This is a genomic window from Brevundimonas sp. NPDC055311 (assembly GCF_053645695.1).
The window spans coordinates 810,818-825,862 of sequence record NZ_JBSHMV010000001.1 but is presented as its reverse complement, the minus strand read 5'-3'; the positions used below and the strand labels follow the sequence as shown (position 1 = coordinate 825,862).

Annotated in this window: 13 protein-coding genes; 12 read left to right on the top strand and 1 reads right to left on the bottom strand. The window is 70.3% G+C overall.

From position 1 onward, the window contains the following. The first annotated feature begins 25 nt into the window (after positions 1-25). From ccmE to ACWIDZ_RS03820, 12 genes are all read left to right on the top strand, one after another. On the top strand, positions 26-517 hold the full coding sequence (gene ccmE, locus ACWIDZ_RS03875) for a cytochrome c maturation protein CcmE (protein WP_343828766.1): 492 nt from the start codon (positions 26-28) through the stop codon (positions 515-517). Positions 518-520: 3 nt separating this feature from the next. Then, complete coding sequence (locus tag ACWIDZ_RS03870; RefSeq protein ID WP_453988834.1) at positions 521-2,530, top strand: heme lyase CcmF/NrfE family subunit; 2,010 nt, start codon at positions 521-523, stop codon at positions 2,528-2,530. Continuing rightward, a complete protein-coding gene (locus ACWIDZ_RS03865; RefSeq protein WP_453988833.1) occupies positions 2,527-3,009 on the top strand; it encodes a cytochrome c-type biogenesis protein in 483 nt (160 codons plus the stop codon). Before ACWIDZ_RS03870 ends, ACWIDZ_RS03865 begins: the two co-directional genes overlap by 4 nt. A gap of 185 nt (positions 3,010-3,194) precedes the next feature. Next, complete coding sequence (locus ACWIDZ_RS03860; protein WP_453988832.1) at positions 3,195-4,742, top strand: Do family serine endopeptidase; 1,548 nt, start codon at positions 3,195-3,197, stop codon at positions 4,740-4,742. 65 nt (positions 4,743-4,807) lie between these two features. Next, positions 4,808-5,479 carry a response regulator transcription factor gene (locus ACWIDZ_RS03855; protein ID WP_046651685.1) on the top strand — a complete coding sequence of 224 codons (672 nt, stop codon included), beginning with the start codon at positions 4,808-4,810 and terminating at the stop codon, positions 5,477-5,479. 77 nt (positions 5,480-5,556) lie between these two features. After that, entirely contained in the window at positions 5,557-5,949 is a 393-nt protein-coding gene (locus tag ACWIDZ_RS03850) for an endonuclease domain-containing protein (RefSeq protein ID WP_453988830.1), read from the top strand. A 1-nt stretch (position 5,950) separates the two neighbouring features. Further along, positions 5,951-7,381 (top strand): sensor histidine kinase, encoded by a 1,431-nt coding sequence (locus ACWIDZ_RS03845; protein ID WP_343828772.1) that lies wholly within the window; start codon positions 5,951-5,953, stop codon positions 7,379-7,381. Continuing rightward, positions 7,378-10,263, top strand: a complete 2,886-nt coding sequence (locus ACWIDZ_RS03840; RefSeq protein WP_453988829.1) for a bifunctional [glutamine synthetase] adenylyltransferase/[glutamine synthetase]-adenylyl-L-tyrosine phosphorylase — start codon at positions 7,378-7,380, stop codon at positions 10,261-10,263. The genes ACWIDZ_RS03845 and ACWIDZ_RS03840 overlap by 4 nt, the downstream gene beginning before the upstream one ends. A gap of 67 nt (positions 10,264-10,330) precedes the next feature. Further along, positions 10,331-10,954 carry an EF-hand domain-containing protein gene (locus tag ACWIDZ_RS03835; RefSeq protein ID WP_453988828.1) on the top strand — a complete coding sequence of 208 codons (624 nt, stop codon included), beginning with the start codon at positions 10,331-10,333 and terminating at the stop codon, positions 10,952-10,954. Between the two features lie 62 nt (positions 10,955-11,016). Beyond that, positions 11,017-11,652 (top strand): RNA polymerase sigma factor, encoded by a 636-nt coding sequence (locus ACWIDZ_RS03830; protein ID WP_291776800.1) that lies wholly within the window; start codon positions 11,017-11,019, stop codon positions 11,650-11,652. Beyond that, positions 11,649-12,077: a hypothetical protein gene (locus ACWIDZ_RS03825; RefSeq protein WP_453988827.1), complete on the top strand. Its 429-nt coding sequence runs from the start codon at positions 11,649-11,651 to the stop codon at positions 12,075-12,077. The genes ACWIDZ_RS03830 and ACWIDZ_RS03825 overlap by 4 nt, the downstream gene beginning before the upstream one ends. Continuing rightward, positions 12,074-12,589, top strand: coding sequence for a periplasmic heavy metal sensor (locus ACWIDZ_RS03820; RefSeq protein ID WP_453988826.1), 516 nt, complete (start codon positions 12,074-12,076; stop codon positions 12,587-12,589). The genes ACWIDZ_RS03825 and ACWIDZ_RS03820 overlap by 4 nt, the downstream gene beginning before the upstream one ends. Before the next feature lie 7 nt (positions 12,590-12,596). Here the strand turns inward: ACWIDZ_RS03820 and ACWIDZ_RS03815 are convergent, their stop codons facing one another. Beyond that, on the bottom strand, positions 12,597-14,981 hold the full coding sequence (locus ACWIDZ_RS03815) for an ATP-binding protein (protein WP_453988824.1): 2,385 nt from the start codon (positions 14,979-14,981) through the stop codon (positions 12,597-12,599). Positions 14,982-15,045 lie beyond the last annotated feature (64 nt).

Sequence of the window (15,045 nt, the reverse complement as noted above, 5' to 3'; positions counted from 1 at the left end):
ATTCCGCCGTTTCCGGATCGTCGACATGAGTTGGTTGCCCAAATCGCCCAAGGCGCGCCGTCGCCTGTGGGTCGTGATCGCCGCGGCGCCCGTGCTGGCGCTGGCCGTCGGCCTGTCGCTGTGGGCGATGAAGGACAATGTGACCTTCTTCTACTCCCCTTCGGAAGTGACGCCGCAGAAGGTGCCTGCCGGTCAGATGATCCGTCTGGGCGGTCTGGTCGAGGCGGGCAGCGTGACCAAGGCCGCCGACGGCTCGGTCGTCTTCGTCGTCACCGACAACGGGGCGACGGCGCGGGTGATCTATCACGGCGACCTGCCGGACCTGTTCCGCGAGGGGCAGGGGATCGTGGCGCAGGGCGCCTTCCGCCCAGACCGCACCTTCGAGGCCAGCCAGGTGCTGGCCAAGCACGACGAGACCTATATGCCGCGCGAAGTCGCCGACCGGCTGAAGGAAAAGGGCGAGTGGCGGCCTGACGATGCGACGGCGTCCGCCGTCGCCGCGCAGCAGGGGGCCTAAGCCTTGGTCGTCGAACTGGGCGCCTTCGCCCTGATCCTGGCGCTGGCGCTGTCGGTGCTGAGTCTGGCGCTGACCACGGCGGGACGTCTGCGGCTCAGCCCAGTGCTGGCCGGGGCAGGGGGCGGCGCCATGCTGGCCTCGGCCGGGGCGATCGCCCTGGCCTTCGCCGCCCTGATCTACGCCTTCGTGGTCTCGGACTTCTCGGTGTCGAACGTGGCCATGAACAGCCACACCGACAAGCCGGTCTTCTACAAGGTCGCCGCCGCCTGGGGCAGCCATGAGGGCTCGCTGCTGCTGTGGTGTCTGGTGATGACGGTCTTCGGCGGGGCGCTGGCGCTGGCGCGCGGCCTGCCGTTCGGGCTGAAGACCTCGGCCGTGGCGGTGCAGGCGGGCCTGTCGAGCCTGTTTCTGGCCTTCGCCGCCTTCACCTCCAACCCCTTCTTCCGGCTGGAGCCGGCGCCGGTGCAGGGCGCGTCGTTGAACCCCTTGCTGCAGGACCCGGCGCTGGCGGTGCATCCGCCGCTGCTCTACGCGGGCTATGTCGGGTTTTCGGTCTGTTTCTCGCTGGCGGTGGCCGCCCTGATCGAGAAGCGCGTCGATCCGGCGTGGGGGCGCTGGGTGCGGCCGTGGGCGCTGGCGTCGTGGGCTCTGTTGACCGTCGGCATCGCACTGGGGTCGTTCTGGGCCTATTACGAACTCGGCTGGGGCGGCTGGTGGTTCTGGGACCCGGTCGAGAACGCCAGCTTCATGCCGTGGCTGGCGGGCGCGGCCTTGCTGCACTCGGCCATCGTGACTGAGCGGCGCGGGGCGTTGGCGGGCTGGACCGTCTTCCTCGCCATCCTGGCCTTCACCTTCTCCATGCTGGGCGCGTTTCTGGTGCGCTCGGGCGTGCTGACCTCAGTCCACGCCTTCGCCGTCGATCCCCAGCGGGGGATGATGCTGCTGGCCATTCTGGGGCTGGCGGCGGGCGCGGCCTTCATCCTGTTCGCTCTTCGCGCCCCGGCCATCCGTTCGAGCGCCGCCTTCGCTCCGGTCAGCCGGGAGGGGACGTTGGTGCTGAACAACCTGTTCCTGACGGCCGCGGCGGCCACGGTGCTGCTCGGCACCCTCTATCCGCTGATCCTCGAGGCGGCGACGGGGGCGACCATCTCGGTCGGTCCGCCCTATTTCAACGCCGTCTTCAATCCGTTGATGATCGTCGCCTGTCTGATCCTGCCCGCCGGGCCGCTGCTGGCGTGGAAGCGCGGCGATCTGAAGGGCGCCTTGCAGCGCCTGTGGCTGGCCGCCGCCCTGGCGATCGTCGCCGCCTTCGTCGCCTTCTTCCTGTTCGAGCCGCAGAAGGCGCTGGCCGCCGCAGGGCTGGGCGTCGGGGCGTGGCTGATCTGCGGCGCGCTGGCGGAGCTTGGCGTGCGGACCAAGGCCTTTCGCGCGCCTTTGCCTGAGACCCTGCGCCGGGCCAAGGGATTGCCGCTGGGCGCCTGGGGCATGGCGCTCGCCCACGCCGGTCTGGGCGTCTTCATCCTGGGGGCCGTGGTTGAGACCAGCTTCAAGGCCGAGGCCGCCGCCGCCCTTCCGCTGGGCGGCGAAGTCGCCGCCGGGCCGTGGAAGGCGCGGCTGGACGCGGTGCAGGTCATCGAGGGGCCGAACTATCTGGCCGAGCAGGGCCGTCTGACCATCATGTCGGCGGACGGCCGCGCGCCCGAGCGCGTCATCACCGCCGAGCGCCGCTTCTTCCCGGCGGGCGGCCAGACGACGACCGAGGTCGGCCTCGACTTCCGCGGGCTGGACGACGTCTACGCCGTCATGGGCGATCGGGCGGCGACGGACACGGGCGAGCGCGCCTGGATCGTGCGCATCTATTATAATCCCTGGGCGCGGTTGATCTTCCTGGGACCGGCGCTGATGGCGCTGGGCGGGTTGATCTCCCTGCTGGACCGGCGTCTGCGCGTCGGGGCGGGCTCGCGCGTGAAGAAGGCCGCCAAGCGGGTCGAGCCCGTGGAGGCGCAGACATGAGGCGCGCCGCCGCCCTGTTCGCCGCCGTCCTGCTGGCCGGCGCCGCCGCGCCCGCCTTGGCCGAGCCGCCGCCCGCGCCCGACCGGCCTTTGGCCGACCCGGCCCAGGAGGCCCGCGCCCGCGCCCTGTTCGGCGACATCCGCTGCGTCGTCTGCCAGCATGAGTCGATCGCCGACAGTCCGGCCGGCATCGCCGCCGACCTGCGCGGCCTGGTGCGCGAACAGATCGCCGAGGGGAAGACGGACGCCCAGATCAGGGACGATCTGATCCGCCGCTACGGCGACTATGTGCTGTTCAGGCCGCCGGTGCGGATCGGCACCTGGCTGTTGTGGTTCGGCCCGTTCGCCCTGGCGGCGGGGGCGGGCGTGGTGCTGGTTCTGCGGTCGCGTCGTCGCGGGGCAGGGGAGGCCGCTCCCCTGACGCCCGAGGAAGAACGCGCCCTGGCCGCCCTGACGGCGGAAGACGAAGCTGAGCGCTGAGAAGGGGCTTGCTCCTGTCCGTCTGGAAAGCCTTTCGCCGTCTTCCTGACGCAGACGCGCCACACGCCGAACGATGATCAGGAACAATCATCTCGACGGCGTGCATTGGCTTGAGCCGTAACGCCCTATATCCATGGGCGAACGGAGCTTTCCGTGAACGCCAGTAAAAGACTGCAAGGACGACGATGCTGAAACGCAAGGAGTTCATTCTGGGGGCCGCTGTCGGCCTGACCTTCGCCGCCGCCGCGACGGCGGGCGGGGTCATCACCTGGCCGGGCGCCGAGGCTGCGCCCGCCGCCAAGGTCGGACAGCTGGTTCCTTCGGCCGGAGCCGGGGCGTTGGCTTTCGCCCCTCCGCAGGGCGCGCCGCTCAGCTTCGCCGACATCTTCCAGCAGGTCGCGCCCGCCGTGGTGCAGATCGACGTGAAGACCCGCGTCCAGCGTCCGCGCGGCGTGTTCCAGATTCCGGGCTTCGGCGCCGTGCCGATTCCCGGCGCGCCGGGCGGTTCGGGCGAGGGCGAGGAGGCGGACACCCAGTTGGCCGCCGGCGCCGGTTCGGGCTTCTTCATCTCGGGCGACGGCTTCATCGTCACCAACAACCACGTGGTCGAGAACGCCGAGGAAATCTCGGTCAAGCTCAGCGACGGCCGCGAACTCAAGGCCAAGCTGATCGGCCGCGACGAAGGCACGGACCTGGCCGTCATCAAGGTCGAAGGTTCGGCCTTCCCCTTCGTCAGCTTTGAAGAAGCCGCCGAGCCGCGCGTCGGCGACTGGGTCATCGCCGTGGGCAACCCCTTCGGTCTGGGCGGCACGGCGACGGCGGGCATCGTCTCGGCCAAGTCGCGCGATATCGATCCGATCGGCTACAACGAGTATCTGCAGATCGACGCGGCCATCAACCGGGGCAACTCGGGCGGTCCGACGTTCGACATCTATGGTCGCGTGATCGGCGTGAACACGGCGATCTTCTCGCCGTCGGGCGGCTCGGTGGGCATCGGCTTCGCCATTCCGGCGACCACGGCCAAGGCCGTCACCGACAAGCTGATGCGCGGCGAGACGGTGGAGCGCGGCTATCTGGGCGTGCAGATCCAGACCCTGTCCAAGGACGCGGCCGCCGCCCTGGGCCTGAGCGAAGACGTCAAGGGCGCCTATGTCGCCGAGGTGACGGCGGGCGCGCCCGGCGATCGCGGCGGGATGCAGATCGGCGACGTGGTCGTCAGCGTGAACGGCGAGGCGGTCGACAGCTCGACCGAACTGACCCGCCGCGTGGCGCGAGCCAAGCCCGGCGATACCCTGCGGCTTGAAGTCCTGCGCGACGGCAGGCGCCAGACGCTGAACATCCGCGCGGGCACCCGTCCGTCGGAAGCCGAGCTGAACGGCGATCAGGATTCGGGCACCCAGCAACCCGGCGAAGACGGCGCGGCCGTCGGCCAGTCGATCGAGGGCATGACGGTGGCGCCGATCACCTCGGCTCTGCGTCAGCGTTACTCGATTCCTGAAGATATGCAGGGCGTGGTGGTCACCGCTGTCGCTCCGCGTTCGGAAGCGGGCAAGATGCGGATGCCAGTCGGCACGGTGATCCAGCGCGCGAACAATCGCGTGGTCCGCTCCGAGGCCGATCTGAAGGCGGCCGTGGACGAGGCGCGGTCGGCGGGACGGCCGGGGGTCTTCCTGCTGATCCGGGTGCAGGGAACCAACTCTTCGGTGGTTCTGCCCTTCGCCAAGTCTGAATAAGGCGTAACTCACAGGATCGGCGGCGATGCGCTAACATCGCCGCCGAATCTTTTTTGGGAGGCTGCATGCGTATTCTGGTGGTTGAGGACGACGCCGAGGCCGCGACCGCCATGGTGCGCGGCCTGAGCGAGGCCGGGCACGAGGTCACCCACGCCGTGGACGGCGCCTTCGGCCTGCTGGAGTCGCAGAAGGGCGGCTACGACGTCTATGTCGTGGACCGGATGATGCCGCGCCTGGACGGCGTCGGCATGGTCGAGACCATCCGCAAGGGCGGCGATCAGACGCCGGTGCTGTTCCTGTCCGCCCTGGGCGAGGTCGAGGACCGGGTCACGGGCCTGAAGGCCGGCGGCGACGACTATCTGGTCAAGCCCTACGCCCTGGCCGAGCTGGTCGCACGGGTAGAGGCCCTGTCGCGTCGCCGCGAGACGGGCGGGGTCCAGACCGTGCTCAAGGTCGGCGACCTTGAGATGAACCTGATCGCCCGTACGGTCCACCGCGACGGGCAGGAGATCGACCTGCAGCCGCGCGAGTTCCAGCTGCTGGAGTTCCTGATGCGCCACGCGGGCCAGTCGGTGACGCGCACCATGCTGCTGGAGAAGGTCTGGGAATACCACTTCGACCCTCAGACCAACGTCATCGACGTCCACATCAGCCGCCTGCGCTCCAAGATCGACAAGGGCTTCGACAAGGCCATGCTGCAGACCGTGCGCGGCGCGGGGTACCGGCTGGAGGCGTAAACCGCGCCATCGTTCTCCCTCCCCTTCATGGGGAGGGTGGCCGGCGCAGCTGGTCGGGTGGGGAGGGCCTGCAGACCATGGCGATCATCGCCCGAGCCCGCGCCATGCGAAAAGCGCTGACGCCGCCAGAGGCGCGTATGTGGGTACAGTTGAAGCTATTGCGCGCTCAAGGGTTTCATTTTCGGCGGCAGGCGCCGTTTAGAGGCTATTATCTCGACTTCGTCTGCTTCGATCGACGGTTGGTCATAGAGATTGACGGCGTCACCCATGCGATCGAGGCGCGGGCGAACAGAGACAGGGTGAGGGACGCCGTGCTGGCTGGCGAAGGGTTCACGACGCTGAGGTTCGACAACGCCGCCGTTTGCGATGATCTCGATGGCGTGATGGCGGGGGTAATGAGCGCACTTGAAGCCCTCCCCACCCGGTCGCTGCGCGACCACCCTCCCCATGAAGGGGAGGGAGAAAGCTGAAGTGAAACTGCCCTCGCTCTTTCGGCGGACGCCCTTTCGGCTGACGCTGCTGTTCCTGGCGCTGTTCGCGGCGACGGCCAGTGCGGTGCTGGCCTATGTCTACGTCGCTTCGGCGTCCGAGGCGCGGGCGCGGGCCGAGGCCAGCGTCAAGGCCGAGGTCGAGGGCCTGACCGCCGTCTATCGCACGCGCGGCCGCGACGCCCTGAACCAGGTGCTGGTCGAACGCACGCTGAAAGGCGGCCCCTACCTCTATCTGCTGATGGCGCCGGATCGTTCGGTGATCACCGGCAATGTCTCGGAATCGCCGCTGGACCCGCCCAAGGCGGGCGCGCCGCCGTCGACCGCGCGCTGGGACGATTTCCGACTGACCGACACGGACGAGGATGGACGCGTGCGGCGGCGCGGGGCCATCGGCGTCGAGATGACCCTGTCGGGCGGCGAACATCTGTTCGTCGGCGAGGACATCGGCGACATCGAGGCCTATCTGGCTCGCCTGACCCAGGCCCTGTGGGGCGCCATGATCATGGTGTTGTTGCTGGGCGTCGGCGGCGGTCTGTGGATCAGCCGGGGGGTCGAGCGGGCCATGGGCGGGCTGAATCGCGTGGTGACGGCGGTGCAGGAGGGCGATCTGAAGGCGCGCGTTCCGATCCGCCATTCCGGCGATGAACTGGACGAACTGGGCGAGGGGCTGAACGGGATGCTGGACCGGTTGGAAGGCTCCATGGCCTCGATCCGCCACGCCGGCGACGCCATCGCCCATGACCTGCGCACCCCGCTGAACCGGATGAAGGCCAAGATGGAGGTCGCGCTCATCGACGCCGAAGCGGGACGGACGTCGGGCGTCGACGCCCTCAGCGTGGCGCTGGACGAGGCGGACGCCCTGCTCAAGACCTTCAATACCGTGCTGGCCATCGCCCGGTTGCAGGCGGGCGGGGCGCCCGATCCCAAGGTGTTCGACGCCGCCGACCTGGCCGCCGACATGGCCGAGCTCTACGAACCGGCCGGCGAGGACAAGGGGTTGGAGTTCGCCGCCGAGATCGAGAAGGGGCTGATGATCGAGGGCAACCAGCCCTTCCTGGCCCAGGCCCTGGCCAATCTGATCGACAACGCCATCAAATATACGCCCGAAGGCGGGGCGGTGATGTTCCGCGCCCGACGCCGCTCGTCGGGCGATGTGGAGTTTTCCGTCACCGACAACGGGCCGGGCGTACCGGACGAGGATCGCGAACGCGTGCTGCAACGCTTCGTGCGGCTGGACAACAGCCGCACCGAGCCGGGTTCGGGGTTGGGCCTGTCCCTGGTCACGGCGGTGGCCGAGGCGCATGGCGGCCGCATCCAGCTGGACGAGGGACCGGGCGTCTATGACGGACGCGGGCCGGGCCTGCGCGTGGCCCTGATCCTGCCCGCCGCCAGCCGGACGCCCGAGGCGTGAGCGACGCTCTGGCGAGGCGATTGCAGCCGTGCGGCCCCGTACGCGACGCGGAGGCGGCAGGGCGTCTGCATGAACGGCTGATCGAGGCGGCGGACGCCGACGGCTGGCGCGCCACGCTGGATGCGGCGTGGGCGGCGTTGACGCCGGTCTTCGCCGCCTCGCCCTATCTGGCGAGGCTGGCGCGGCGCTGGCCTGAGCGGCTGCGCCGGACGCTGGACAGCGACCCCGAGGCGCGGCTGGCGGAGATACTGACGGCGACTGACGCCTTGGCCGGGGCGCCGGACGAGGCCAAGGCGCCGTTGCGTCGACTGAAGGCGGAACTGCATCTGCTGACGGCGCTGTGCGACCTGGGCGGGGTCTGGGATCTGGATCAGGTGACGGGCGCCCTGTCGCGCTTCGCCGATGCGGCGGCGCGGGCGGCGCTGAGAATTCTGGCCGACGACTGGCGCGGGCGCGGGCGGCTGACCTCGGCGGCCGATGATCCGCGCGGGCCGGTTCCGGGCCTGTTCGTCCTGGCCATGGGCAAGGGCGGGGCGTTCGAGCTGAACTATTCCTCGGACATCGACCTGTCGCTCTTCTATGAGCCGGAGGTGCTGGAGACCGCCCTGGCCGAAGGCGTTGAGGCGCAGGGTTTCGTCAACCGCCTGGCCCAGGGGCTGACGACCCTGCTCGCCGAGCGGACGGCCGACGGTTACGTCTTCCGCGTCGATCTGCGGCTGAGGCCCGATCCGTCCTCGACCCCGCCGGTCGTCGCAGCGCCGATGGCCTTGGCCTACTACGAGTCCGTCGGCCAGAACTGGGAACGGGCGGCCTTCATCAAGGCTCGTGTCTGCGCCGGGGACGAAGCGGAGGGCGCGGCCTTCCTGAAGGCCCTGGTCCCCTATGTCTGGCGCCGCAGCCTGGACTACCAGGCCGTGCTCGACATCCAGTCGATCAAGAAACAGATCCACGTCCACAAGACCGGCGAGGGGCTGGAGGCGGCGGGGGCCAATCTGAAGCTGGGCCGGGGCGGCATCCGCGAGATCGAATTCTATGTCCAGACCCAGCAACTGATCCTGGGCGGACGGAACCGGGCCTTGCGCTCGCCGCGTACGCTGGAGGCGCTGGACGCCCTGACTGTTGCGGGCCATGTGGCGCCCGACGCACGGGACGAACTGCGCGCCGCCTATCTTGAGCTGCGTGCGCTGGAGCATCGAGCCCAGATGCTGGCGGACGAACAGACCCATATTCTGCCTGTCGATCCAGAGCGCCGCGCCGATGTGGCGGCCCTGGCGGGACAGGGCGATCTGGCCGCCTTCGACGCCGGGATCGAGCGCCTGCTGGTGCGGGTCAACGCCCGCTATGGCGAACTGTTCGAGGGCGGCGAAGACCTGTCCTCGCCCTACGGAAGTCTGGTCTTCACGGGGGTGGAGAACGACCCCGGCACCCTGGAGACCCTGGCGCGCATGGGCTTTTCCGAGCCCGCCGGCGTGTCCGACACGATCCGCAGCTGGCACCACGGCCGCATTCAGGCGACGCGCACGGCGCGGGGGCGCGAACTGTTCACCCGACTGGCGCCGCAACTGCTGACGGCGGTGGCCAGGACGGGGGCGCCGGATGCGGCCTTCCGCCGTTTCGCCGTCTTCTTCTCGGGCCTCAGCGCCGGGGTGCAGGTGCAGGCCCTGTTCCTGAACCAGCCGAAGCTGTTCGATCTGGTGGTCGAGGTCATGGCCTTCGCGCCGCGTCTGGCGCGGATGCTGGGGCGGCGGCCGCAGGCGCTGGACGGGGTGCTGGACGCGCGCTTCATGACGGCGCTGGGCACCGACACCGGCGTGGCCGAGCAGGTGGTGCGCGAGGCGGGCGAGGCCGGCGACTTCGAAGGGGCCATGAACGCCGTTCGCCGTCTGCACCGCGAACAGGCCTTTCGTATCGGCATGCACGTCATCACCGGCCGGACCACAGCCGAGCAGGCGGGTTTGACCAACACCTCCCTGGCCGACGCCTGCATGAAGGGTCTGGCCCCCGCCGCGCTGAAGGAGGCCGAGCGCATGGGCGGCGCCTTCGACGGGGCCGTCGCCGTCGTCGCCCTGGGCAAGACGGGCTCGCGAGAGATGTCGGCGGGTTCGGATCTGGACCTGATGACGGTCTATGCGGCGGCGCCCGACGCGGTTTCGGCCGGGCGCGGCTGGAGCGCCGAGACCTTCTATGGCCGTTTCACCCAGCGGTTCATCGCCGCCCTGTCGGCCCACACGGCGGAAGGCGGGCTGTACGAGGTGGACATGCGGCTGCGGCCCACGGGCTCCAAGGGGCCGGTGTCGGTCCGGCTGGAAGCGATGGAGGCCTACTACGCCGAGGAGGCCGACACCTGGGAGTTCATGGCCCTGACGCGCGCGCGACTGGTCTGGGCCAGCGACGAAGCGTTCGGCGCGCGGGTCGAGACGGCGCTGGAGGCGGCGTTGCGGCGGCCCCGCCCCGGCGTCGACCTCGCCGAGGACGTGCGGGCCATGCGCGATCTGATGGATCGCGAGCGGCGGCCCAAGGGCTTCTGGGACCTGAAGCTGTCGCCGGGCGGTCAGGTCGACGCCGAGTTCACGGCCCAGTATCGTCAGTTGACGGCGGCCCAGGCCGGGGCGCCCCTGACGGTCTCGACGCTCGAGGCGCTGGCCGCCGATCCGGTGCTGGCCGAAAGCTGGCGTCTTCATCAGCGACTGGGGCAGTTGATGGCCTGCGCCTTTGAGGGGGCAGGCGATCCGGATCAGGAGCCGTCGGGTTTCCAGATGCGGCTGGCCCGCGCGGCCGGGGCGCCTGATTTCGATACCCTGAAGGCCCGCCTGATCGACCTGCGGCTGCAGGCGAGGCGGGCGTTCGACGCCGCCTTGCCGCCATTGAGCGACGGAATCTGATCCGGGCGCCGTTCTACTTCTCGACAGGGTTGCTTCTTGGCCTTCGGGCCAGATGGAGAACATCGAGATGAAGATGACTTTCGGCGGCGTGGCCGTTCTTGCACTGACGCTGGCGGTCGGCGGGACGGCGATCGCCCAGGACTCCTCCGCTGCGTCGCATCGCGCCCGGACGGCCGAGCCGGTCAGCCAAGCCGATTTCGTGCAGCGTCGGGTCGAGCGCCTGCGCGTGGCGGACGCGAACGGCGACGGTCAAGTGACGGCCGAGGAGATGCGCGCCTACGGCCAGGCGCGCCGCGCTGAACGCCTTTCAGCCCGGTTCGACCGGCTGGACGCCAACAAGGACGGCGCCCTCAGCCGCGCCGAGTTCGAGGCGCCTCAAGCCCGCGGCGACCGTATGGGCGGGGGCCGTCACGACGGCGCGCGCATGATGCGCGGACATCGGGGCCAGGGTGCTCGGGATCGGGGCGGCCGGATGGGAGCGCAGCGCGCCGAGAGCCGCTTCCCCATCGTCATCGCAGAGTCCGAGCGCAAGGCGACCGAGGCCTTCGCGCGAATGGATGCGAACCGCGACGGCGTGCTGACGGTTGAGGAGCGTCGCGCCGCCATGCAGGCCGGCCGCGCCGAGATGCGTCAGAAGCGCGAGCAGCGTCGTTCGAACCCGGCGTCGCCTTCGGCGCCCGCTTCGGAGTAGGGTGATGTCGGGGAAGGCGGTCCGACCGCCCGACCTTTCTGGATGGAGCCAAAGAGGCTGGATTGGCGACAAGCGTCGACCCCGACGAGGATCTGGTGCGCCGCGTGGGCGAAGGCGACCCCGCGGCCATTCAGGCCATGGTCGCGCGCAAGCTGCCGCGCATGCTGTCGCTCGCCCAGCGGATGCTGGGCGATGCGGCGGAGGCTGAGGACGTGGCCCAGGAAGCGATGCTCAGAGCCTGGAGGCAGGCGCCGCGCTGGACCCCTGGCCAGGCGCGCTTCGACACCTGGCTGCACCGGGTGGGGCTCAACCTCTGCTACGACCGTCTGCGGCGCCGGCGCGAGATCGCGACGGACGCCATCCCCGACAGCATCGACGACGGCCCGGCGCCGGATCGGGGCCTGCTGGCCGCCGAGACGGGCGCGCGGGTCGAACAGGCCCTGACGCGCCTGCCGGAGCGGCAGCGCGAGGCCATCGTCCTTTGCCACTATCAGGAGCTGGGCAATATCGAAGCCGCCGCCCTGATGGAGATCAGCGTGGAAGCGCTGGAAAGCCTGTTGTCGCGGGGCCGTCGCGCCTTGCGGACCGCCCTGGCGGACATCGCGCCGCATCCAGGCGCGGGGCGTGATGGGCGACAGGGCATGCGAGGCGGCGGCGCTGCAGCGCGCGCCGAACCACTATGGCGGGGGACGAGATGACGACGATGACCCGAGAACGGTTTGAACACCTGGCCGACGCCTATGGCGGCGACCTGCGCCGCTGGCCGCAGAGCGAGCGCGAGGCGGCGCGCGCCCTGGTCGCGACGGATCTTCAGGCTGCGGCCTTGCTGCGGGATGCGGACGGGCTTGACGCCCTGCTGGACGCGGCTCCGCGCGTGGTCGCATCCCACGCCTTGCGCGAACAGGTGATCGCTGCGGCGGCCGGCGCGGGTCTGGGCCGTCGGCGCGGCGGCATCGGCGTCATGGCCTGGCTGTCGGGCGCCGGCTGGGCGGCGGCCGCCTGCGCCGGGGCCGTTTTCGGCGTGGTTCTGACTGGCCAGATGACGGCCGACATTCGCGCCGACGCGGTGTTGTATCAGGCCAGTCTGACCAGCACTGACGATACGGAGGTTTTGGGCGGATGAGCACGAAAGGCTTGAGGATCGCCCTGGCGGCGTCCGTCGCTCTCAACATCTTCGCCGTCGCCGGAGCGGGCGCGGCCTGGATGGCGGCCAGGCAGGTCCAGGAGGTGGCGACCGAAGCGCGCCGGCCGGGCCGCAGCGAGCCCGTCTGGTCAGTGGTCGAGACGCGCCCCCCCGCCGTGCGCGATCAGGTCAAGCGTGAGCTGCGCGCCACCGCCCTGCAGGCTCGTCCGGATTTCGAAGAGGCGCGGGCGGCCCGTCGCGAGGCCATCGCCCTGACCCGTTCGGATCAGTTCGATGCGGTGGCGGTCGCCGCCTTGCTGGAACGGTCGCGCGCGTCTGAAATGCGAGGGCGGGCGCGGCTGGAAGCGGGGGCGGTCGAGACGCTGAGCCGTCTGGGCCCGACGGACCGTGAGGCCCTTGCGCCGATCCTGTCGCGTCACCGTTCCAAGCCGAAGGACGGGCAGGGCGGAGAGAAGGGCCCGACGGAAGGCGCCGAAAAGCCGGCGGTCTAAGGTCGGGCTAAGCGGCGCGCGGCTGGACCCGCTGGACGGGCGCGCCGACGGGGGCCACGGCCCCTTGGGGCGCGCGAAGCGGCAGGTCGAACCAGACGGTGGTGCCGCGTCCCGGTTCGCTGTCGATGGTCATGGCGCCGCCGTGCAGTTCGATCAGCGACTTGGTCAGGGCCAGGCCGAGACCCGTGCCCTGGGTCGACTTGGAGTGCTGGCCCTCCACCTGCTCGAACGGCTGGGCCAGCCGCTCCAGATCCTTGGCGGAGATGCCGATGCCGGTGTCGGCGACCGATACGCGCACCGTGTCCGCATCCCGCGGAGCGACGATCACCGACACGGCGCCGCCTTCGGGCGTGAACTTCACCGCATTGGAGATCAGATTCAGCAGCACCTGTTTCAGGCCGCGCTGGTCCGCCTCTATGCGCAGGGCCTCAGGACAGTCCAGCGTGAGGGCCAGCCGCGCCTCCTGCGCCTTGCCCCGCATCAGCCGCACCGCCTCGGCGCACAGCACGTCCAGCGCCATCGGCTCATAGTGCAGCGTCAGCTTGCCCGCCTCGATCTTGGCCATGTCGAGGATGTCGTTGATCAGGCTGAGCAGGTGCTGGCCCGAGCCGTGGATGTCGGCGGCGTAGCCCTTGTAGCGGCGGTCGCCCAGGGGGCCGAACATCTCGGCGGCCATGATCTCTGAGAAGCCGTTGATGGCGTTCAGCGGGGTGCGCAGCTCATGGCTCATATTGGCCAGGAACTCGGACTTGGCCTGGTTGGCGGCCTCGGCGCGGGTCATGGCGACCTCATACTTGCGCGCCAGCAGGGCCAGGTTCGCCTGGCTGGCCTCCAGTTCGGCCACCATGGCGCGCAGTTCGTCGGCGGCGCGGCGGCGCTCGGCCTCCTGGCGGCGGATGACGGTGATGTCGGCGCAGATCACCACCGTGCCGCCGTCGCCGGTGAAGCGTTCGGCCATCTGCAGCCAGCGGCCGTCCTTCAGCTCGACCTCACGCACTCCGGCGCGGCCCCCGGCTGACGGATGTTCGGCCTTGATCGCCTCGGCGGCGATGCGGTTCAGTTCGTCCTTCTGGGCGCCGGGCCGAACCACGCCCTCAGGGAAGGCGAAGGCGTCCTGGAATCCCTGATTCCACAGGATCAGCCGTCCGCGCCGGTCGAACAGGACGAAGGCGTCGGACACGCTTTCGATGGCGTCGCGCAGGCGGCTTTCGGCGGCCTGGGCCTGGGCCTTGGTGCGGCGAGCTTCGGTGACGTCCAGCGCCACCCCCATCAGGCTGTCATAGCCGCCGTCGCGACGCGGCTGGCGGGACTGACCGCGCGCGTCTATCCAGCGGACGCCGCCGTTGCTCAACGGCACGGGAAAGGCCGCTTCGAACACGCCGTCGGCCATGGCCTTGTCCAGGGCCTGGACCATCAACTGGCGATAGCGGGGATGGACTCGCTCGACCATGGCTTGGGTGGTCAGGACGGTTCCCGTCTCCACCTCCAGCAGGGCGGCCATGTAGTCGGACAGGGTCGCCTCGCCCTTGGCCAGATCCCATTCCCATACGCCGCAGCGCGCGGCCTCGACGGCCACACGGAAACGGCGCTCGGTGTCGGCCCATCGTCGGCTCGTCCGCATCTGGCGCCAGTTCTGCACGGCGATCACCGCCAGCATCAGCACCACCATCAGCAGGGGCGCGGCCAGCATCCAAGCGTCGTCCAGCCAGGCGGCGAAGGCGTCCGGGCGAGGCAGGGCCGCCACGACAGACAGGCCGGTGTCGCCGATGGGGGCCACGGCGGCGGTCTGAGGGCGTCCGTCCGGCCGCTTGACCGCTTGGTCCGGCGTGGCGGGGGCCTGACCGGACGGCAGGATGCTGAGGCTGGCCTGGGCGAGCGTCGGTTTCAGGGTCGGCAGGGGCGTGCGTGCGACCAGGACATGGCCGTCCGGCGTCGTCCGGCGCGTGGTCAGGCCGTCCTCGCCGACCGATAGGCCGGCCGCCGCGTCGGAGCCCAGACGGGCGCCTTGCGCCGCCAGGACGCGGCCGTCCGCATCGGCGATCAGCAACGCGGCTTCGGGATCTTCCAGGCGGGCGCTGTCCAGGGCCTGGACCGGCTGGTTCGGCGTCTGAGCCAGAACGCGGGCGGCGGCGTCCAGGGCGCGATCCGTCCGCGCGGCGCGGGCTTCGACCTGGGCGGCGGCGAGCCTCGCCTCAAGCGTCAGGGTCTCCAGTCGGGCGGCCTCGACTTCGCGGCTGGGACGGCTGTTCTCGCGCGCGAACAGCATGACATAGGCCGCCAGGGCCAGCGCCACGGCGAGCGCAAGGATACGGACCCAGGGCGCGGAGCGCGCGGCCTGATGATCCGTGGCCCGACGGCCGGGCCCGTAACTGCGGCGCTCGGTGCCCCGCAAGGGCGACCCTCCTGTCCCGATTCACTCGGGAATCTAGGCTGCGTCGCGGAATCCGTCGAGGGGT